This window comes from Jannaschia sp. GRR-S6-38 (genome assembly GCF_029853695.1).
Classification (GTDB): Bacteria; Pseudomonadota; Alphaproteobacteria; order Rhodobacterales; family Rhodobacteraceae; genus Jannaschia; species Jannaschia ovalis.
The window spans coordinates 2,737,064-2,757,711 of the sequence record NZ_CP122537.1 but is presented as its reverse complement, the minus strand read 5'-3'; the positions used below and the strand labels follow the sequence as shown (position 1 = coordinate 2,757,711).

Here is a 20,648-nt window from a genome sequence, read left to right as displayed (position 1 = left end):
CCTGACTGTCAGGCGCGCGGGTTAGCGCAATCCGCGTCGCGGGGCCAGTGGGCGGATCGCGGGGGCCGCCCGCCCCTCCGGCGCCGTCAGCCGCGCGGCGGGTCAGCGGTAGGCGTGCAGCCGCCCGTTGCGCCCCACCACGAAGAGCGCGTCGCCGAAGACGATCGGTCGCGAGGCGGCGCCGCCGGGGATCTCGACCAGCCCGGCCAGCGCGCCGGTCGCCGGATCGAAGCCGCGCAGCGCCCCGTCGGAGGACGCGACCCAGAGGCGCCCGCCGGCCAGAACGGGGCCGTAATGCGCGTAGACGCCCTGCCGCCGCTGCAGCCGCGAATTGCGATAGAAGGGCAGGTCCTGCCGCCACAGCACCTCGCCCGTCGCCGCGTCCAGCCGCAGAAGCTGCGCGCGGTCCGAGACCGCGAAGACCGAGCCGCCCTTGACCGCGACGGGGCTCACCGCGCCCTCGGTCACGGTCCAGACCCGCTCGCCCGAGCTGGCGGTGACGGCGATCATGCGTCCCGCCGTCGTCCCGGCATAGATCACGCCATCCGACACGACCGGGTCGCCCGTGATGTCGCCCACGTCGTTATAGGCCACGCCCGCCCGCTCGCCCGAAACCGAGGCGCCCCAGACCCGCAGGCCCGACTGGCGCAGCGCGGCCAGCAGCTCGCCCGAGCCGAAGGGGAAGATCACCGCCCGCTCGGTCAGCGCCGGCGCGGGGGCGCGGGCCATCACCGATTGCGCGGGCGAGGCGGCCAGCTCCCACTGGATCCGTCCGGTTTCGGCGTCGAGCGCCCAGGCCCGGTTGTCGCGGCTGACCAGATAGACCAGCCCGCCCGCCGCCTTGGGCGTCGTGATAGGCGCGTCGAGGCGCTGCGACCAGCGCTCCGCCCCCGAAACCGGGTCGAGCGCGTAGAGCTCGCCGAAGCCCGTCGCCGCGAACAGCGTGCCACCCACCACCGCGAGCCCGCCGCCCGACGCGTCGCTCGCGCGTTCGAAGCCGGGCACCAGGCTGCGCGACCAGACCGTCGCGCCGCCGGTATTGGTGGCCGTGACGCGCGCCTGCGCGTCGAGCGTGTAGATCAGCGCGCCGTCCGAGACCGGATCCGCCGTGATGCGCTGGCGCCGCGAGTCGCCCGCGCCGATATCTGCGGAGAATTGCAGCACCGGCTGGGCCGAGAGGGTTGCATGGGCGGGGTCGTTCGCCGCGTTGCCCACGCGCATCGGCCAGTCGGCCAGCCGGCGCGGGGCCGGCAGCGCGATGCCCAGCGCCTCGGGCGCAGGGGCCTCGCTGGCGGAGGCGATGACGCCGATGCCGCGATCCTCGCGCACCGCGACGCGTTCGCCGGGCAGGATGACCTCGCGATCGCCGCAGGCCGACAGAGCGAAGGCCCCGACCAGCACTGCCGCCGTGATGGATCTCATGAACCTGGCCCCCCGTCCCTGGCTTTGCGGCGCGGCCGGTCTCAGGCCGGCTCGGGCGACGCGCCCAGCGCCACAATCAACTGGCGAGCGCGGCGGCGCAAGGGTTCCGTCGCCTCGGCATCCTCGGTCAGAAGGCGCAGAAGCGTGATCGCCGTGGCCGTATCGCCCGCCTCCAGCGCCGCGATCGCCTGCAGCTCCAGCGCCAGGGGGCGGTAGGGCGCGCCGGGCGCGGCCAGCTCCTCCAGCAGGATCGCGTCCTGCGCGGCCTCGCCCGTGCCGCCGGCCAGCAGCGCCTTGATGAGCGCGAGTTGGCGGTAGCTCGAATCCAGATCGGGCGTCTCGGCCAGCGCGACCAGGCGCGCACGCGCGGCCGCCGCCTCGGGGCTGTCCAGCGTCTCGACCCCGGCCAGCTCGGCCGCGGCGGTCAGAAGCGTCAGCACGGCCTGTTGCGGCGCGTCGGCGGGCGCGATCGCGGCCAGCGCCTCCATCCGCGCGGCGGGCTCCGGCTCGGTCAGCGCGGCCAGGAGCGCGTCGCCGAAGGCCTGCGCCCGCGCCTCGGACTGGCTGCGCTGCCATTCCGTCCAGGCGGCGCCGCCGACCAGCAAGATCACCGCCAGGATCGCCACCCAGCCCCAGCGGCGCAGCAACGCGTAAAGCCTGTCGCGGCGGACCTCCTCGGTGACCTCGTCGATGAAGCTCTCGGGATTGGACATGACGGCGCGGCCCCTGTTTCCTCGCGCCGCCGTCCTAGCGCAGCGACCCGCGGGGGCCAAGCGGGAATGGTCCCGCCCCGCCGCCGTGCGCTGACGCACAAATATGTTGCAGACCGCTGAATCCGACGCCGAGCCCCTTGTCGTGGGGGCAGCCGCGACCTAAAAACTGAACCAATTGGTTTACTCTGCCATACCGGCAGAAATTTCGATCCGCCCGAAAGGCTCGCCATGCGCCTCCTTCCCCTCGTGACGGCCGTGCTCGTCGCCATCGCCCTGTTCTTCCTCGTGCTGCAGCGCGAGGCGCTCCTCGATTTCGCGCGCGGCACCACCGGTGATGCGCCCGGCACCGCCGCGCCCGCGGACGAGACCGCGCCCGAGATCCCGGTCGCCATCGCCACCGAGGAAGCCGCCGAGGATCGCGCCCCGGTCCGCGTCGTGGCCCTGCGCTCTACCGCGCGGGACGTTCCCGACGCGGTGCTGGTGCGCGGCCAGTCCGAGGCCGCGCGCGAGGTGACCGTCGCCGCCGAAACCACCGGCACCGTCGTCTCCGAGCCGATCCGCAAGGGCGCATTCGTCGAGGCGGGCCAGATGCTGTGCGAGTTGGACCCCGGCACCCGCCAGGCCGCCCTGTCCGAGGCCGAGTCGCGGCTGGCCGAGGCCCTGGCGCGCCTGCCCGAAGCCGAGGCGCGCGTCCCCGAGGCCGCCGCCCGCCTGGCCGAGGCCGAGGCCCGGCTGGAGGAAGCCCGCATCAACCAGAACGCCGCCTCGCGCCTGTCCGAGGACGGCTTCGCCTCCGAAACCCGCGTGGCCAACGCCGCCGCCATCCTGCGCGCCGCCGAGGCCGGGATCGGAACCGCCGAAACCGGGCTTGAATCGGTGCGCGCGGGGATCGAGTCGGCCCGCGCCGCCATCCGCTCGGCCGAGGCGCAGGTCGAGCGCGCCGAGCGCGAGATCGCGAATCTCAGCATCGAGGCGCCCTTCGCCGGCCTGCTAGAGACCGACACGGCCGAACTGGGCACCCTGCTCCAGCCTGGATCGCCCTGCGCGACCGTCGTGCAACTGGACCCGCTGCGTCTTGTGGGCTTCCTGCCCGAGGCGCAGGTCGACCGTGTGAAGGTCGGCGCCCGCGCCGGCGCGCGGCTGGCCTCGGGCGCCGAGGTCACGGGCGAGGTCACCTTCCTCAGCCGCGCCGCCGACGACATGACCCGGACCTTCCGCGTCGAAGTCACGGTGCCGAATGCCGACCTGACCATCCGCGACGGCCAGACCGCCGAGATCCTGATCGAGACCGACGCGACCGAGGCGCATCTGATTCCCGCCTCCGCGCTGACCCTCAACGACGAGGGCGAGCTGGGCCTGCGGATCGTCGCCGACGGCATCGTCGCCTTCCAGCCCGCGACGCTGGTGCGCGACACGGTGGACGGCGTTCTGCTCTCGGGCCTGCCGCCGCAGGTCGACGTGATCACCGTCGGGCAGGAATACGTGACCGAAGGCGTGCCCGTTCGTGTTACATTCGCCGATGACAGCCCCGAGGTGACGCAATGACCGGCATCATAGACTGGGCCGCCAACCGCGCGCGGATGGTCCTGGCCTTCGTCGTGCTCTCCGTGGTGGCAGGCGCGGTGGCCTATATCTCGCTCCCCAAGGAGGGCGAGCCCGATATCGACATCCCCGGCATCTTCGTGTCGGTCCCCTTCCCCGGCATCAGCGCCTCGGATTCCGAGAAGCTGCTGGTCAAGCCGATGGAGACCGAGCTCAAGGAGGTCGACGGCCTCAAGGAAATGACCGCCACCGCCTCCGAGGGCTTCGCGGGCATCTTCCTGGAGTTCGAGTTCGGCTGGGACAAATCCGCCACCATCGCCGATGTGCGCGACAAGATGAACAATGCCGAGGCCGACTTCCCTGCCGGTGCCGAGCAGTACATCATCGACGAGATCAACTTCTCCGAGTTTCCGATCCTCATCGTTTCGCTGTCGGGCGACGCGCCGGAGCGCACGCTCCTGCGGCTCGCGGGTGATTTGCAGGACCGGCTGGAAGGCATGCCCGCCATTCTCGAGGCCGGGCTCGCCGGGCACCGCGACGAGATGGTCGAGGTGCTGATCGATCCGCTGGCGCTGGAAGCCTACAACGTCACCGCGGGCGAGTTGGTGAACGTGGTCACGCAGAACAACCTGCTGGTCGCCACGGGCTCGGTCGAGACCGCCTCGGGTGCCTTCCCCGTCAAGATCCCCGGTAGCTTCGAGACCACGCAGGACGTCTACGAGCTGCCCGTGAAGACCGATGGCGACCGCGTCATCACGCTGGGCGACCTGGCGCAGATCAACCTCACCTTCGAGGATCGCGAGGGCACCGCGCGCTACAACGGCGACACCACCGTCGCGCTGCAGGTGGTCAAGCGGAAGGGCTTCAACATCATCGACACGGCCGCCGATGTGCGCGCCGAGATCGATGCGCAGACCGCGACCTGGCCCGAGGAGCTGCGACAGGCCGTCGAGGTTCGCATCACGCTCGACCAGTCGCGCACCGTGCGCTCCATGGTCAGCCAGCTCGAAGGCTCTGTCCTGACGGCCATCGCGCTGGTGATGATCGTCGTGCTGGCGGCACTCGGCACCCGGTCCGCGCTCCTCGTGGGCTTCGCGATCCCGACCTCCTTCCTGCTCAGCTTCGCGCTGATGGCCGTGCTGGGGATCACCATTTCGAACATCGTGATGTTCGGCCTGATCCTCGCCGTCGGCATGCTCGTCGACGGGGCCATCGTTGTGGTCGAATACGCCGACAAGCGCATCTCGGAAGGCGCGGGCCCGATGCACGCCTATACGGAAGCGGCCAAGCGCATGTTCTGGCCCGTCGTGTCCTCCACGGCGACGACGCTCTGCGCCTTCCTCCCGATGCTCTTCTGGCCGGGCGTGCCGGGCGAGTTCATGGGGATGCTGCCGGTCACGCTGATTTTCGTGCTCTCGGCCTCGCTGATCGTGGCGCTGGTCTACCTGCCAGTGCTGGGCGGCGTCGCGGGCCGCGTCAGCCGTATGTTCGAGCGCGGTGCCAACGCGCTGCGCGCCAGCCTCCCCTGGATCGTGCGCGCGGCGCTGGCCGCGGCCTCCGCCTGGCTGATGATCGTCGCGATCCTGCAGACGCTGAACCCGGCCCTCCTGCTGCCGCAGGCGCCCCCGGGGCTGCTGGGCTCGCTGCCGGGCGCGATCCTGTTCCTCGTCGCGGCGGCCGCGCTTTCGACGACGCTGGGCTCGGTCAAGTTCGAGCGCCGCGCGCGGCGCGTGCGCTCGGGCTATCGCCGGTCGCTCTTCGGGCAGTTCGTGAACCTGATCGTCGGCAACCCGATCGGCCCGATCGTCGCGGTGGGCGCGGTGGGCTTCGCCGTCATCACAACCTTCAGCTACTTCGCCGCCAACAATAATGGAGTCGAGTTCTTCGTCGAAAGCGAGCTCGAGCAGGCCAATATCTACGTCCGCGCCCGCGGCAATCTCTCGCTCGACGAGAAGGATGCGCTCCTGCGCGAGGCCGAAGAGATCGTTCTCGCCACGCCCGGCATCGAATCGGCCTTCGCCTTCGCCGGCGATGGCGGGCTGAATTCCGGCGGTCCGGGCGCTGCGGGCGGCCCCGCCGACACGATCGGCCAGATCCAGATCGAGATGGTCCCCTGGGAAGACCGCCCGACGGTCAGCGCCCCGTGGTTCGACATCTTCGGCTTCACCGTGAACGGCGATTTCGTCGATCCGGCCTTCGACGGCGACGCCATCGCCGACGACCTGCTGGCGCGCCTGCGCGAATTGCCGGGCGTCAAGGTCGACCTCTCGGCTAACGATCGCGGCCCCGCGCAGGGCAAGCCCGTCCACCTGCGCCTGACCGGCGAGAACTGGCTGGAACTCCAGGCCGCGACGGCCGAGGCGGTCGATCTCTTCGCCGCGACCCCGGCGATCATCGATATCGAGGACACGCTGCCCTTGCCCGGCATCGACTGGGAAATCGACGTCGACGTCGAAAAGGCCGGCCGGTTCGGCGCGGATGTCGCGACCGTGGGCGCGATGGTCCAGCTGGTCACGCGCGGCATCCTGCTCGACACGATGCGCGTCCCCTCCTCCGACGAGGAGATCGAGATCCGCGTCCGCCTGCCCGAGGAGGACCGCGTCCTGTCGACGCTCGACAACCTCAAGGTCCGCACCGCCGACGGGCTGGTGCCGCTGGCGAATTTCATCACCCGCCAGCCGGTCCCGCAGCTCGCGCAGATCGACCGCAGCGATGGCACGCGCTTCTTCGACGTCAAGGCCGACGTGGCCCCCGGCATGGTCAAGCTGGTGGACGCGGACGGCGTCACGCAGGCCGTGGTCCCCGAGGCCGAGGCCGAGGGCTCCGATCTGACCGCGATCCCGGTCACCGCCAACGAACGCATCGGCGTCCTGACCGAGGCGCTGGAAGCGGGCGGCATCCTGCCCGAATCCGTGAGCTGGGAATGGACCGGCGACCAGGAAGAACAGGCCGAGAGCCAGGCCTTCCTGGGCCAGGCCTTCATCGGCGCGCTGGGCCTGATGTTCGTGATCCTGCTGGCGCAGTTCAACTCGATCTACAACTCGGTGCTGGTGCTGCTGGCCGTGGTCCTCTCCACCACGGGCGTGCTGATCGGCATGCTGGTCATGGGCCAGCCCTTCTCGATCATCATGACCGGCACCGGCATCGTCGCGCTGGCGGGGATCGTGGTGAACAACAACATCGTGTTGATCGACACCTACCAGGAATACTCCCGCTACATGCCGCGGATCGAGGCGATCACCCGCACCGCCGAGGACCGGATCCGCCCGGTGCTGCTGACGACGCTGACCACGATGGCAGGCCTCGCACCGATGATGTTCGGCCTGTCGCTCAACTTCATCGGCGGCGGCTATTCGATCGGCTCGCCCACCGCCTTGTGGTGGATCCAGCTTGCGACCGCGGTTGTCTGGGGCTTGGGCATTGCGACGGTGCTGACGCTTCTGTTCACGCCGGCGATGCTGGCCGCCCGGGTCTGGGTCGCCGTCTATGCCCGCGGGCTGGGCCGGCTTCTGGGTCGCCTGGGCTTCGGCCGCGGCCACCGGGCCGCCGAGGACTGGGCGCTGCGCCGCGAGGCCCGCCGCGTCCGCGCGCCGACCCTGCTCTGGGCCGACGCGGAGGGGGACGGCGCGCTCGTCCCCGCGCAAGAGGCCCCGCGCCCCGTCGTCCTGCCCGAGGATGCCGACACGCCCGACCGCGGCCGACCGCAGCCCCCGCTGCGCGCGGCCGAGTGATCCGCGCTCAGCGGCCGGCCTAGCGCGTCCCTGCCCACGCCCCCAACCGGGGCGCGGGTCCATCACGCCGGTGTCCCGAATCCCCGCCCCGCGACCCCCGGTCCGCCCGGCGCCGGGACCGGAACTCTGCCGGCCGCCCTTGAACTCGCCTCAGTTGCGAATAATTCTCATTCTAGTACCTTCACCGAAATACCGGAGCCACGATGCGTTTCCTGACGACCCTGGCCTTGGCCCTGTCTCTCGCCCTGCCCGCCGCCGCGCAGACGGATCGCCTGAAGGTCGCCACCACCTTCACCGTCATCGCCGACATGGCCCGCAACGTCGCGGGCGACGCGGCCGATGTGGTCTCGATCACCAAGCCGGGGGCCGAGATCCACGGCTACCAGCCCACGCCGCAAGACATCATCCGCGCCCGCGACGCCGACCTGATCCTGTGGAACGGTCTGAACCTCGAGCTCTGGTTCGAGCAGTTCTTCCGCAACCTGGGCGAGATCCCGCAGGCCGTCGTCTCCGACGGCATCGAGCCGCTGGGCATCAGCCAGGGGCCCTATACCGGCAAGCCGAACCCGCATGGCTGGATGGGTCTGGAACCGGCGCTCCTCTATGTCGACAACATCGCCGCGGCGCTGTCAGAGCAGGATCCCGACAACGCCGCGACCTACGCGGCCAATGCCGCCGCCTACAAGGACCGGATCACCGCCACCATCGCCCCCCTGCGCGACGCCATCCGCGCCCTGCCCGAGGACCGGCGCTGGCTGGTGTCGTCGGAAGGCGCGTTCAGCTACCTGGCGCGCGACTACGACCTGAAGGAGCTCTATCTCTGGCCGATCAATGCCGACCAGCAGGGCACGCCGCAGCAGGTCCGCGCGGTGATCGACGCGGTGCGGGAGAACGACATCCCGGTCGTCTTCTCGGAATCGACCGTCTCGGCCGACCCCGCCCAACAGGTCGCCCGCGAGACCGGCGCGCGCTATGGCGGCGCGCTCTATGTCGACAGCCTGTCGGATGCGGACGGCCCGGTGCCGACCTATCTCGACCTGCTGCGCGTCACCTCCGAGACGATCCTGCAAGGCCTGAGCGAATGATCGCGCTCGACACCGGCCGCCCCGATGCGACCCATCCCGACACCGCCCGCCCCGGCGGCCCCGCGGGGATCGCCCCCGAGGCCGAAGGCGCGGGCATCGACGCCGAGGGGCTGACCGTCAGCTATCCGGGCGGCGTGGTCGCGCTGCGCGACGCGACCTTCCGGCTGCCGACCGGAACCATCGCGGGTCTCGTCGGCGTCAACGGCGCGGGCAAATCCACGCTTTTCAAGGCGTTGATGGGCTTTCTGCCCGCGCGCGCCGGCTCGGTCACCCTGCTGGGCCTGCCCGTGGCCGAGGCGCTGCGCCGCAACCTCGTGGCATATGTCCCGCAGGCCGAAGAGGTCGACTGGTCCTTTCCCGTGCTCGTGCGCGACGTGGTGATGATGGGCCGCTACGGCCATATGGGCTTCCTGCGCCGCCCCTCCCCCGCGGACAACGCCGCCGTGGACGCCGCACTGGCGCGCCTCGACATGACCGAATATGCCGACCGCCAGATCGGTCAGCTTTCCGGCGGCCAGAAGAAGCGCGTCTTCCTCGCCCGCGCGCTGGCGCAGGACGGCCGCGTCATCCTGCTCGACGAGCCCTTCACCGGCGTGGACGTGAAGACCGAGGACGCCATCGTCCGCCTGCTGGGCGAGATGCGCGACGAGGGCCGGGTGATGCTGGTCTCCACCCACAATCTCGGCAGCGTCCCGCAATTCTGCGACCGGACCGTCTTCGTGAAGGGCACCGTGCTGGCCTATGGGCCCACCGACGAGATCTTCACCCACGAGAACCTGCGCCGCGCCTTCGGCGGCGTGCTGCGCCGCTACGATCTCGGCGGCGAGGAGCTGCACGAGGACGAGGACACGCGCCGCGTGACCGTCCTGACCGATGACGAGCGGCCCTTCGTCATCTACGGCGACCAGGATGACTGAGACATCCGGGCCATGAGCGCGCTGCTGGAGCCTTTCGCCTACGGCTACATGGTCAACGCGATCTGGGTCTCGGCGCTGGTCGGCGGGACCTGCGCCTTCCTGTCGGCCTATCTGATGCTGAAGGGCTGGAGCCTGATCGGCGACGCGCTGTCCCATTCGGTCGTGCCAGGCGTGGCCGGCGCCTACATGCTGGGCCTGCCCTTCGCGCTGGGCGCCTTCCTGTCGGGCGGGCTCGCGGCGGCGGCGATGCTTCTGCTGACCGAACGCTCGGGGCTCAAGACCGACACGATCATCGGGGTGATCTTCACCGGCTTCTTCGGCCTGGGCCTCTTCATGGCGTCACTCTCGCCCGCCTCGGTCGACCTGCAGACCATCGTGCTGGGCAATATTCTGGCAATCACGCCCTACGACACGGCGCAGGTGGTGCTGATCTCGGTCGTGACGCTGACCGTCCTTCTGCTGAAATGGCGCGACCTCGTGGTGGTCTTCTTCGACGAGGCGCATGCCCGCGCCATCGGGCTGAACCCGCGCTTCTGGAAGGCGGTGCTCTTCGCGCTGCTCTCGGCCTGCGCGGTGGCGGCGATGCAGACCGTCGGCGCCTTCCTCGTGGTCGCCATGGTCGTGACGCCCGGCGCCACGGCCTATCTTCTGACCGACCGCTTCGGCACGCTCCTGGTGCTCGCGGTCGCCGTGGGCGTGCTGTCCTGCGCGCTGGGGGCCTATCTGAGCTACTTCATCGACGGCGCCACGGGCGGCGTGATCGTGGTGCTGCAGACGTTGGCCTTCGCGGCGGCCTTCGTCTTCGCGCCCGTCCACGGCCAACTCGCCCAGCGGCGGAGGACGCGCGCGTGATCGACACGATCCTCCTGCCCTTTCAGCTGCCCTTCCTGCGCGACGCCATGCTGGCCGCGCTGCTGGTCGCGCTGCCCTGCGGGCTGCTTTCGGCCTTCCTCGTCCTCAAGGGCTGGAGCCTGATCGGCGACGCCATCAGCCACGCGGTCCTGCCGGGCGTGGTCGTGGCCTATGTGGTGGGCCTGCCGCTGATCGCCGGGGCCTTCGTGGCGGGCATGGGGTCGGCCCTGCTGACCGGCTGGCTCGACACCCGCTCGCGGATCAAACGCGACACGCTGATGGGCGTGGTCTTCGCGGGCATGTTCGCGCTGGGGCTGGTGCTGGTGACCTGGGTCGAATCGGACGTGCATCTCGACCACATCCTCTTCGGCAACCTGCTGGGCGTGGACCGGACCGAGCTCTGGACCGCCGGGATCATCGCCGCGCTGATCACCACCGTCATGGCGCTGCGCTGGCGGGATTTCCTGCTCCACGCCTTCGACGCCACGCAGGCCCGCGCCGCGGGCTTGCGCGTGGGCTGGCTGCAGAACGGCCTGCTCGCAATGATCTCGGCCGCGGTCGTGGCGGCACTGGGCGCGGTGGGCATCATCCTCGTCATTGCGCTGCTGGTCACGCCCGGCGCGATCGGCTTCCTGCTCGCGCGCAGCTTCGGGGCGATGCTCCTCGTCTCAACCGGCGTGGCCTGCCTTTCGGCGGTCGCCGGGCTCTACCTCTCGATCGCGCTCGACACCGCGCCGGCGGCCTCGATCGTGGTCGTCCTGACGGGGCTTTTCCTGCTCGCGCTGGGGTGGAAGCGGCGCGGCGACCGGCGTGCTGAAAACATGGAAAGGCCGCCCAAAACGGGGGCAGCGCGATAATCGCTGAAGTTGCCCACCCGGGCGATTTCGCGACATTTCATGACTTTCTGGCCCCGGAGCCGAAATTTCTGCAACTGCATCATTGACCACGCCGCAGCGCAGCTTAATGTCGGAGTCACGAGATGCGGGACCTCTCCTCCTCCCTGGTTTCGCAGATCGCGTGAAAGGCGCGGCCCCGTCTTCCTCCTCCCTGGACGGGGCCGCATTTCCGCCGCAATCCCGCCCATCCCGCTGCACCGTTTCATGAAACGCTACAATCACCCTCCCACCCGAAGGTGATTGTCATGATCCACCCGACCCCCACCAAGCCCGCCGCCCCCGCGAGCCCCGCCGGGCGCAAGCCCCGGCCCTCCACGCCCGTGCGCTTCACGGACTGGGCCTCCATCTGAGGCCACCCACGGAATGGCGGGACCCACGCCGATCTCGGCCCTTCCGAATCTCGGACCGGCGATGGAGCAGGCCTTCGCCCGCGCCGACATCCATAGCGCCGAAGCGTTGCGCGCGCTCGGCACCGATGCCGCCTATGCGCGCCTGCTGGCCCACGGCCACCGCGCGCATTTCATCGCATACTACGTGATCGAGATGGCGCTGCAGGGCCGCCCCTGGAACGATTGTAAAGGCGAGGAGAAATCCGCGCTGCGTCTGCGCTTCGACCGCATCAAGGCCGCCGCGACGCCGTCGCCGCGTGCCGATATCGACCGCTTCTTCGACGAAATCGGCCTGATCGACCCCGACCCGCGCGATCCCGGCCGGTCGGAGCCCGACTAGCGCGTGACGTAGATCACGCGCTTGAGCCGCCGCGGCACCGTGTTCGTCCAGATCGCCTGCGTCTGGTAGTCGCCCTGCAACGTCTGCGGACCGCGATTGGGATTGAGCCGCCCGTCATCCAGCACCCGCTTATACCCCGCCGGCGGCGCGCCGGTATCGAAGGTCGTCGTCGCCGCAGGCACCACAACCGTGCCCCCGACGCGGCGGCGCGGGCTGGGCGTCGCCGGATCGACGCGCACCGCCCCCGCGGGCGGCGTGACCGCCACGATCCGCGGTGCGAGCGGCGAAGGCTGCGCGGGCGCGGTCACGACGACCGGCCCGGCGCCCCCGGCAGCCGCCAGCGCGGCGGCGCATTCTGGCGCACCGCGCAGATAGCGCTCCGACAAAGGCGAGGCGCCGCATCCCGGCGGCAGCGCACGGCCGGAGGGCGGGGCAATGACGGGCTGCGGGACGGGCCGCGGCGCCGCGGGGCGCACCGCCGCCTGCGCGCGCACGGGCGGCGCCGCGCGCACAGGCGCAGGCGCGGCGACGACGCGGGCGGGCGCCGGGGCGGGCACGCGCCGGATCACGGGCTCGGCGGCCTGGACCGGCGGTGCGGCCACGGGGGCCGCCCCCGCCGCACGGATCGAAGGCGTCTGGCCGCAGACGACGCTGCGATCGCGGTTCACCCGCGGCACCCAGCGGACCTGACCGCCCAGGCCGGCCCGGATGAAGACGCAGCCCCGGCTGTCGACATATTGCGCGCCCTCGAAATCGGCGGGCGGCAATTCGGCCGGCGTCTGCGTGTTCTGCAACGTGCGCGTCTGCGCAACGGCCGCCACGGGGGTCAGCATCAGCGCCGCGGCGAGACACAGGATGGCGGTGGTCGGCGAACGCATGGCGGATCCTCCCCAGGAACGCGCCCACCCTGCCCGCCGCCCGCGCGGCTGGCAAGCGCGGGGCGCCGGCGCGCGGGCGCTATTTGGTGCCGAACATCCGGTCGCCCGCGTCGCCCAGCCCCGGCACGATATAGCCCTTCTCGTTGAGCTTCTCGTCCACTGCCGCCGTCACGATCGGCACGTCGGGATGCGCGGCTTTCATCCGCGCGATCCCCTCGGGCGCGGCCAGCAGGCACAGGAAGCGGATATCCGTGGCGCCGGCCTCCTTCAGAAGGTCGATCGCCGCCGCCGAGCTGTTGCCCGTCGCCAGCATCGGGTCGACCGCGATCACCAGCCGCTCGCCCAGCATCTCGGGCACCTTGAAGTAATACTGCACCGGCTGCAGCGTCGCCTCGTCGCGATAGAGCCCGACGAAGCCCACGCGGGCCGACGGCACGAGTTCGAGGATCCCGTCCAGAAGGCCGTTCCCCGCCCGCAGGATCGAGACCAGCGCCAGCTTCCGCCCCGCCAGGACCGGCGCGTCCATCGCCTGCAGCGGCGTCTCGATGCGCTTCATCTCCATCGGCAACTCGCGCGTGACCTCGTAGGCCAGAAGCTGGCTGATCTCGCGCAGGAGCTGGCGGAACACGGCGGTCGGCGTATCCTTCTCGCGCATCAGCGTTAGCTTGTGCTGCACCAGCGGGTGGGTGACGACGGTCAGATGGTCCATGAGGCAGTGTCCAGTTGCTTGTGGAGCGCGGCGCGGGTCTCCGCGTCGCAGAAGGCGGCATCGGCGGCGGTGCGCGCGATGTCGCGGAAATGCTCGCCCTGCCAGTCGAAGACGCGATGCAGCGCCTCGTATTCCTCGGTCATGGTCGTGTGGAAGAAGGGCGGGTCGTCGGTCGACACGGTCACCGCGACGCCACGGCCTCGCATCTTTTCAATCGGATGCGCATCGATCTTCGCGTAGACGCCCAGCGCCACGTTCGAGGCGGGGCAGACCTCCAGCACCACGCCCTCGCGGGCCAGCCGCTCGACCAGCGCGGGGTCCTCGATCGCGCGCACGCCATGCCCGACCCGGGTCACGCGCAGATCGTCCAGCACGTCGCGCACGCTGTCGGGCCCGCCGAACTCGCCCGCATGGGCCGTCAGGCCCAGCCCCGCCTCGCGCGCACAATCGAAGGCCCAGACGAAGTCGCGCGGCTTGCCGATCGCTTCGTTGCCGGCGATGCCGAAGCCGGTGACGAAGGCCCCGGCGGTCTCGGCGGCGCAGCGGGCGGTCTCGCGCGCGAGGTCCGGGCCGAAATGCCGGATGCAGGTCACGACGCCGCGCATCGCGATCCCGTCCACGGTCTCGGCCGCCTCGCGGATCGCGTGCAGGTAGTCCCGCCACGCCTCGAGGTCGCGGCCGCCGCAGAAATCGGGGCTGAGGAAGGCTTCGGTATAGATGACGCCTTCGTCGCGCGACCGCTCCAGCACCTCGCGCGTCAGGCGGGCGTAATCCTCGGGCCGCGTCAGCACCGCGGTGGCCCGCTCATAGACTTGAAGGAAGCCCGGGAAGTCATTGTAATCATACGCACCGGACGCGCCGAAGACGCCGTCGAGGCGCAGCTTCTTCTCGCCCGCAAGCCGGCGGACGAACTCCGGCGGCGCGGCGCCCTCCAGATGCAGGTGCAGCTCCAGCTTGGGCAGATGCCTCACAGAAAGCTCCTCCCGGGGCCGACCGGATCGATGCCCAGATGCGCGCAGATCGAGGCGGCGACATCGGCGAAGGCGACCAGCCCCGCCTCGCCCGGCCCGACTCCGGCACAGAGCACCGGCACCCGTTCGCGCGTGTGGTCGTTGCCGCGCCAGGTCGGGTCGTTGCCGTGATCGGCGGTCAGGATCATCAGGTCGCCGGGGCGCAGCGCCGCGAGGATCGGGCCGATCGCCGCGTCGAACCATTCCAGATGCCCGGCATAGCCTGCCGGATCGCGGCGATGGCCGAAATTCGAGTCGAACTCGACGAAATTCGCGAAGGTCAGCGAGCCGTCGGGCATCTCCGCCACCGACTGCGCCAGGTGCTCCATCAACGCCGCGTCCGAACCCTTCACCGCGCTGTCGATGCCCCGCATCGAGAAGATATCGCCGATCTTGCCGATGGCATGCACGCGCCCGCCCGCGCCCTGCACCGCGTCGCAAAGCGTCGGCGCGGGCGGCGCGATGGCGAAATCCTTGCGGTTCGCCGTCCGCGTCCAGGTGCCGTCGGCCCCCACGAAGGGCCGCGCGATCACCCGCCCGACCTTCATCGCGTGCAGCTCCGGCGCCAGGTCCGCGCAGAGATCGAGCAGCCGCTGCAGCCCAAAGACCTCCTCATGCGCGGCGATCTGGAAGACGCTGTCGACGGAGGTGTAACAGATCGGCCAACCCGTCCGCAGATGCGCCTCGGCCTCCTCCTCGATGATGAGCGTGCCCGAGGCGTGGCGATTGCCGAGGATGCCCTCGGTCCCCGCCGCCGCGCAGACCTTGGCGACCAGCTCGGGCGAGAAGCAGGGGTCGGTTTCCGGGAAATAGTGCCAGTCCCAGGGCACCGGCAGGCCCGCCAGCTCCCAATGGCCCGAGGGGGTGTCCTTGCCGCGGCTCACTTCGGTCGCCGCGCCCCAGCGCCCCGCGGGGTCCGCCTCCAGCCCCGGCGCCGCCGCGTCCGACGCCAGCCGGATCGCCGCACCCAGCCCCAGATTATTGAGATTTGGTAAACGAACCGGGCCTTCAGGCCGCTTTGTCGCGCAGAATTGTGCGATATGGGCAAGCGTGTTCGCGCCGGCATCGCCGAATTCGCCCGCATCCGGGGCCCCGCCGCAGCCGACCGAGTCCAGCACGACCAGGAAGGCGCGGCTCATCGGATCGTCTCCTGCACCAGGGGCGGGGGCGTCACCGCGCCCTCGGCCATCTCCATCGCCTCGGCCACGCGGATGGCGGCGGCCTGCGCGCTGTCGCTGTCCTTGGCATGGACCCGCGCCAGCGGCTGGCCCTGCGTCACCACCGCGCCGAGTTGCGCGATATGGCTCAGGCCCACGGCCAGGTCGATGCGGTCGTCCTCGCGCCGCCGCCCGCCGCCCAGATCCACCACGATCTCGCCCAGCGCGCGGGCGTCGATCGCGCGCAGGACGCCGGGGCGGTCGGCATGCAGCTCGGCCACGACGGGCGCGGCCGGCAGGCGGTCGCGCCAGCGCTCGGGAAAGTCGCTCGGTCCGCCTTGCGCTTCGACCATGCGGCCGAAGACCTCGACCGCGGCGCCCGAATGCAGCGCCGCGCGGACGCGCCCGGCCCCGTCGGCCGCGTCCTCGGCGATGCCGCCCAGCGCCAGCGCCTCGCCGCCCAGTGCCTCGGTCAGCGCGACCAGGCGCGCCGAGGCCCGGCCTTCGGGCTCGGTCAGCGCCTCCATCGCCGTGATCACCTCGAGCGCGTTGCCTGCGCTGGTCGCGGCCGGCTGGCTCATGTCGGTCAGGATGGCCGAGGTCATGACGCCGTTGGCCTGCGCCGTCTCGACCAGCGCCCGGGCCAGCCGCCGCGCCGCCTCGGGATCGGCCAGGAACGCGCCCGAGCCGGTCTTGACGTCGAGCACCAGCGCCTCGGGACCCTCGGCCAGCTTCTTCGACAGGATCGAGGCGACGATCAGGTCGAGGCTCTCGACCGTGCCGGTCACGTCGCGCACCGCGTAGAGGCGCCTGTCGGCCGGCGCGATGTCGCCCGTCGCCCCGACGATGGCGCAGCCGACGCGGCGGACCACGTCCTGGAACTCATCGGTCTGCATCTCGATCCGCAGGCCCGGGATCGCGGCCATTTTGTCCAGCGTCCCGCCGGTATGGCCCAGCCCCCGGCCCGAGATCATCGGCACGAAGGCACCGCAGGCCGCCAGCGCCGGCGCGAGGATCAGCGAGACGCAATCGCCCACCCCACCGGTGGAATGCTTGTCGAGCACCGGGCCCGGCAGGTCCCATTGCAGCACCTCGCCGCCGTCGCGCATCGCGCGGGTCAGCGCGGCGCGGCCTTCCGGTGAGAGCGGCGCATGGCAGATCCCCATCGCGAAGGCCCCGGCCTGGGCGTCGGAGATGGACCCGTCGGCCAGCCCCGCCGCGAAGGCCGCCAGCGCGTCGGGCGCGGGGGCGAGGCCCTTGCGTAGCCCCGCCAGGATGTCGCGCGGGAAGCTCACGGCAGGTGGCTCGCGTCGAAGGCGCCGGGAAGCAGCTCGGCGATGGTGGTGACCCGCTCGTCCCCGCCGGTCGTGGCCATGGTGACGGCGACATCCCCCGTCCCGAACTCCGCCAACTTCTGGCGGCAGCCGCCGCAGGGCGAGACCGGCGCGGGCGCGTCTCCGACCACATAGACCTCGGCCAGCCGGGTTTCGCCTGCCGCGACCATCGCCGCGATGGCCCCGGCCTCGGCGCAGGTGCCTTCCGGATAGGCGACGTTCTCGACATTGCAGCCCACGAAGACCGCGCCCGAGGCGGTCCGCAGGGCCGCGCCGACCTTGAAGCCGGAATAAGGGGCATGGGCGTTCTCGCGCACGGCGAGGGCGGCTTGGCGCAGGTCGGTCATGGGCGGGCCTCCGGGTGGTGCCCCCTGCTAGTCCCCGCATGGCGGCAAGCGCAAGGCGGGAGACGGAGGCGCCCGCCCGTCATCCGCCGGCCCTCGGGCTCCCGAGTGGGCCGACGGGGCCCGGTTGCGCGGAGAGGCGAGGGACCGGATGGCCCCTCGCCCGTTCCTCACAGCATCAGCTGGTAGCTTTCGGGCGTCCAGTGAAAGCCGGTGTCGCGCGCCTCGACGAAGCCCATGGCCGGGAACGGCATATGGTAGCCCAGCATCGGCATCCGCTCGGCGGCGAGCATCCCCAGCACGCGGCGGCGGGTCTCGGCGGCGGCGGCCTTGTCCATGTCGAAGCGGACCTCCCAGTCGGGATAGGCCAGCGACCAAACATAGTGGTTCGTCATGTCCGCCGTGATCAGCAGCGACGCGTCGCCCGAGTTCAGCATGTAGCCCATCATGCCGGGCGTATGCCCGAACATCGCCATCGCGGTGATGCCCGGGGCCAGCTCCGCGCCGTCGCCGATGAGCGTGAACTGGTCGCGCAGCGAGGCCACGTTGGCCTCGAAGCTGTCGCCCCCGGCTTCGGACCAATGCGCCATCTCAGCCTCCCCGGTGATGTGCTCGGCATTGGCGAAGGTGGGCGCGCCGTCGGTCAGAAGCCCGCCGATATGGTCGCCATGCATGTGGGTGATGACAACATGGGTCACCTCATCGGCGGTGGCGCCGGCCTCGGACATCGCCTCCATCAGCCCGGCGGAATTCAGGCCGGTGTCGAACAGGATGACGTTCTCGCCCGCGCGCACCAGCGTGGGGGTGAAGAAGAACTGCGACTTGTCGACGGGCAGGAAGGCCTTCTGCGACACCTCGGCGAAAGTTTCCGCATCGACATTCATGCCGAAGGTCTCCTGCTGGTCGCCCTCGCGCGAGGCGGTGCCCGCCAGCAGCGCGGTGACGGTCAGATCGCCGACCTTGGCGCCGCGTGCCTTGGGTTGGGTGGGCCCAGTGGCGGCATGCGCGGCGGCGCGTGCGGCGCTGGCGGGCAACAGGGCGGCGGCGGGGATCGCGGCGGCGGCGGTCAGCGCGGCGCGGCGGGTCATATTGGTCATGTCGTCGGAACTCCCGTGTTGACGATGCCACTTGAGCTAGGACGGCCCGCCCCCCCGTCGAGATCCGTCCGAGGCTGGACAACACCCCGCCCCGGTGACAACACCCCTGCGCGTAAAGGAGCCCGTCCCATGCCGTCCACCGACACCGTCACCCGCTTCGCCCCGTCGCCCACCGGCCATATCCACGTGGGCAACCTGCGGACGGCGCTGATGAACTGGCTGATCGCGCGCAAGGCCGGCGGCACCTTCATCCTGCGCCTCGACGACACCGATCCCGAGCGCTCGCGCGAGGAATATGTCGACGCGATCCGCGAGGATCTCGAATGGCTGGGCCTCGACTGGGACCGCGAGGAGCGGCAGTCCGCCCGGCTCGACCGCTACGCCGCCGCCGCCGATGCCATGCGCGCCGCGGGCCGTCTGTACGAGGCGTTCGAGACGCCGACCGAGCTCGACCTCAAGCGCAAGAAGCAGCTCAACATGGGCCGCCCGCCGGTCTATGACCGCGCCGCGTTGGACCTCTCCGAGGCCGAGCGCGACCGCCTGCGCGCCGAGCGCGGCGGCCATTGGCGCTTCAAGCTCGACCATGAGCGCATCGAATGGAGCGACGGGATCTTGGGCGACCTGTCGATCGACGCGGCCAGCGTCAGCGACCCGGTGCTGATCCGGGGCGACGGGCAGGTGCTCTACACGCTGGCCTCGGTCGTGGACGACACCGAGATGGGCGTGACCCATGTCGTGCGCGGCTCCGACCATGTGACCAACACCGCCACTCAGATCCAGATCATGGCCGCGCTGGGCCACGGCCATCCCGCCTTCGCCCATCACTCGCTGCTGACCGGCCCGCAGGGCGAGGCGCTCTCGAAGCGGCTCGGCACGCTCAGCCTGCGCGATTTGCGCGCGCAGGGGATCGAGCCCATGGCGCTGCTGAGCCTGATGGCGCGGATCGGCTCCTCGCAGCCCGTTGAGCTGCGCGCGACCCCGCAGGAGCTGATCGAGAGCTTCGATCTCGCGCATTTCAGCTCCGCGCCGACCAAGTTCGACCTCCGCGACCTGCGCCCGCTCACCGCTCACCACCTGCAGACCCTGCCGCTCGCCGCGGTCCGCGACGAGGTGGCCGCGGCCGGCGTGCCCGCCGATCTGGCCGAGCGCTTCTGGAACGTGGTGCGCGACAACATCGACACCCGCGCCGAGATCGCCGCCTGGTGGGCGCTGCTGCGCGACGGCGCGCAGCCCGATCTGCCCGAGGAGGATCGCGAATTTGTGGGCGAGGCGCTGGCGCTGCTGCCCGATCCGCCCTTCACGGATGCGACCTGGGGCGAATGGACCGGCGCCGTGAAGGCCAAGACCGGCCGCAAGGGCAAGGCGCTGTTCAAGCCGCTGCGCCTGGCGGTCACCGGCCGCGACACCGGCCCCGACATGGGCGATCTGATGCCCCTGATGCAGACCCGCCCGCGCCTCTGACCGCGCCCGACGGCCGGGATCAGCCCATGCGCTGCATCCCGTCGCGCCGCGCCTGCGGCCCGGTCTCGGTCGCAGCCTTCACGCGGGTCATCGCGTAGGCGAAGGTCGTGCCGGGCCCGAGCGGCAGGATCGGCGCATCGGCGCCCCGCCCCGCCCGCAGCGCCAGCTCCGTTCCCGCGACATGCAGGTCCATCGGCCCGAGCGGCCCCGTGGGCAGCCTGTCGGCGAGCTCCGCCGCGGCGATGCTCCAGGTCTCGGTCACGACATGCAGCCCGCATTCCGGCGCGCTCGTCCGCGCCCGGGCCTCCGCCGCCGGGGCGGCCAGCCGCGTCGCGAAGGCGTCCTGCGGCACGGTCAGGCGCAACAGCTTCAGCCGCGCGCGCCGCGCCTCGTTCAGATCGAAAGGCCGCACGCCAGACCCGCCGCAGGTCAGCACGCCCAGCGCGCCGAAGACGCCCATCTCGGCATGGCTGATCGTGTCCCAGTCGAGGTCGTATTTCCGGGCGACGATCCCGCTCGCGATCACCTGCCGCGCGCCCACCGCGCCGTCGGGCGCCAGCCAGACCTGCGGACCCACCGGGTCCATCCGCAGCCCGTAGCTTCCCAGCCGGATGCGATAGGCCAGCCCTCTGTGGTACAGGTGCGGCCCGCAGCGGACGGCGCGTTCGGTGATCTCGATCGGCATGGCAGACTCCCCACGAAACTGGAAACGACAGGGCGGACCCACAGGGACCCGCCGGATCGCCCGCCCCGGGTCCGTTGCCCCCCTCG

At 71.1% G+C, this 20,648-nt stretch carries 18 protein-coding genes; 8 read left to right on the top strand and 10 right to left on the bottom strand.

Annotated features, from left to right (window positions below):
* Positions 1-102 precede the first annotated feature (102 nt).
* Entirely contained in the window at positions 103-1,422 is a 1,320-nt protein-coding gene (locus tag P8627_RS14220; protein WP_279964886.1) for a PQQ-like beta-propeller repeat protein, read from the bottom strand.
* 41 nt (positions 1,423-1,463) lie between these two features.
* Positions 1,464-2,135, bottom strand: coding sequence for a hypothetical protein (locus P8627_RS14215; protein ID WP_279964884.1), 672 nt, complete (start codon positions 2,133-2,135; stop codon positions 1,464-1,466).
* A gap of 228 nt (positions 2,136-2,363) precedes the next feature.
* Between P8627_RS14215 and P8627_RS14210 the strand changes: the two genes are divergently transcribed.
* The 7 genes from P8627_RS14210 (at position 2,364) to P8627_RS14180 (ending at position 11,887) form a co-directional block, all read left to right on the top strand.
* Positions 2,364-3,680, top strand: coding sequence for an efflux RND transporter periplasmic adaptor subunit (locus P8627_RS14210; RefSeq protein WP_279964883.1), 1,317 nt, complete (start codon positions 2,364-2,366; stop codon positions 3,678-3,680).
* Positions 3,677-7,408 carry an efflux RND transporter permease subunit gene (locus P8627_RS14205; protein ID WP_279964881.1) on the top strand — a complete coding sequence of 1,244 codons (3,732 nt, stop codon included), beginning with the start codon at positions 3,677-3,679 and terminating at the stop codon, positions 7,406-7,408. The genes P8627_RS14210 and P8627_RS14205 overlap by 4 nt, the downstream gene beginning before the upstream one ends.
* A gap of 203 nt (positions 7,409-7,611) precedes the next feature.
* Complete coding sequence (locus tag P8627_RS14200; protein WP_279964880.1) at positions 7,612-8,493, top strand: metal ABC transporter substrate-binding protein; 882 nt, start codon at positions 7,612-7,614, stop codon at positions 8,491-8,493.
* Positions 8,490-9,410: a manganese/iron ABC transporter ATP-binding protein gene (locus tag P8627_RS14195; protein ID WP_279964879.1), complete on the top strand. Its 921-nt coding sequence runs from the start codon at positions 8,490-8,492 to the stop codon at positions 9,408-9,410. Before P8627_RS14200 ends, P8627_RS14195 begins: the two co-directional genes overlap by 4 nt.
* A 12-nt stretch (positions 9,411-9,422) precedes the next feature.
* Complete coding sequence (locus P8627_RS14190) at positions 9,423-10,262, top strand: metal ABC transporter permease (protein ID WP_279964877.1); 840 nt, start codon at positions 9,423-9,425, stop codon at positions 10,260-10,262.
* Entirely contained in the window at positions 10,259-11,119 is an 861-nt protein-coding gene (locus P8627_RS14185; protein ID WP_279964875.1) for a metal ABC transporter permease, read from the top strand. The genes P8627_RS14190 and P8627_RS14185 overlap by 4 nt, the downstream gene beginning before the upstream one ends.
* Positions 11,120-11,521: 402 nt before the next feature.
* Entirely contained in the window at positions 11,522-11,887 is a 366-nt protein-coding gene (locus tag P8627_RS14180; protein WP_279964873.1) for a TfoX/Sxy family protein, read from the top strand.
* Here the strand turns inward: P8627_RS14180 and P8627_RS14175 are convergent.
* From P8627_RS14175 to P8627_RS14145, 7 genes are all read right to left on the bottom strand, one after another.
* Positions 11,884-12,765: a hypothetical protein gene (locus P8627_RS14175; protein ID WP_279964871.1), complete on the bottom strand. Its 882-nt coding sequence runs from the start codon at positions 12,763-12,765 to the stop codon at positions 11,884-11,886. The genes P8627_RS14180 and P8627_RS14175 overlap by 4 nt on opposite strands.
* Positions 12,766-12,844: 79 nt before the next feature.
* Positions 12,845-13,474 (bottom strand): uracil phosphoribosyltransferase, encoded by a 630-nt coding sequence (upp, locus tag P8627_RS14170; protein WP_279964870.1) that lies wholly within the window; start codon positions 13,472-13,474, stop codon positions 12,845-12,847.
* Entirely contained in the window at positions 13,462-14,445 is a 984-nt protein-coding gene (locus tag P8627_RS14165; protein ID WP_279964869.1) for an adenosine deaminase, read from the bottom strand. Before P8627_RS14165 ends, upp begins: the two co-directional genes overlap by 13 nt.
* Entirely contained in the window at positions 14,442-15,623 is a 1,182-nt protein-coding gene (locus P8627_RS14160) for a phosphopentomutase (protein WP_279964868.1), read from the bottom strand. The genes P8627_RS14165 and P8627_RS14160 overlap by 4 nt, the downstream gene beginning before the upstream one ends.
* Positions 15,620-16,936, bottom strand: coding sequence for a thymidine phosphorylase (locus P8627_RS14155; RefSeq protein ID WP_279964867.1), 1,317 nt, complete (start codon positions 16,934-16,936; stop codon positions 15,620-15,622). Before P8627_RS14155 ends, P8627_RS14160 begins: the two co-directional genes overlap by 4 nt.
* Positions 16,933-17,322, bottom strand: a complete 390-nt coding sequence (locus tag P8627_RS14150; RefSeq protein WP_279964865.1) for a cytidine deaminase — start codon at positions 17,320-17,322, stop codon at positions 16,933-16,935. The genes P8627_RS14155 and P8627_RS14150 overlap by 4 nt, the downstream gene beginning before the upstream one ends.
* A 167-nt stretch (positions 17,323-17,489) precedes the next feature.
* Positions 17,490-18,416, bottom strand: a complete 927-nt coding sequence (locus tag P8627_RS14145) for an MBL fold metallo-hydrolase (protein WP_279964864.1) — start codon at positions 18,414-18,416, stop codon at positions 17,490-17,492.
* Positions 18,417-18,545: 129 nt separating this feature from the next.
* Here P8627_RS14145 and gltX point away from each other — a divergent pair, with 129 nt between their 5' ends.
* On the top strand, positions 18,546-19,877 hold the full coding sequence (gltX, locus tag P8627_RS14140; RefSeq protein WP_279964862.1) for a glutamate--tRNA ligase: 1,332 nt from the start codon (positions 18,546-18,548) through the stop codon (positions 19,875-19,877).
* Positions 19,878-19,896: 19 nt separating this feature from the next.
* Here gltX and P8627_RS14135 read toward each other — a convergent pair whose 3' ends face one another.
* Positions 19,897-20,562: a hypothetical protein gene (locus tag P8627_RS14135; protein WP_279964860.1), complete on the bottom strand. Its 666-nt coding sequence runs from the start codon at positions 20,560-20,562 to the stop codon at positions 19,897-19,899.
* Between the last annotated feature and the right edge of the window lie 86 nt (positions 20,563-20,648).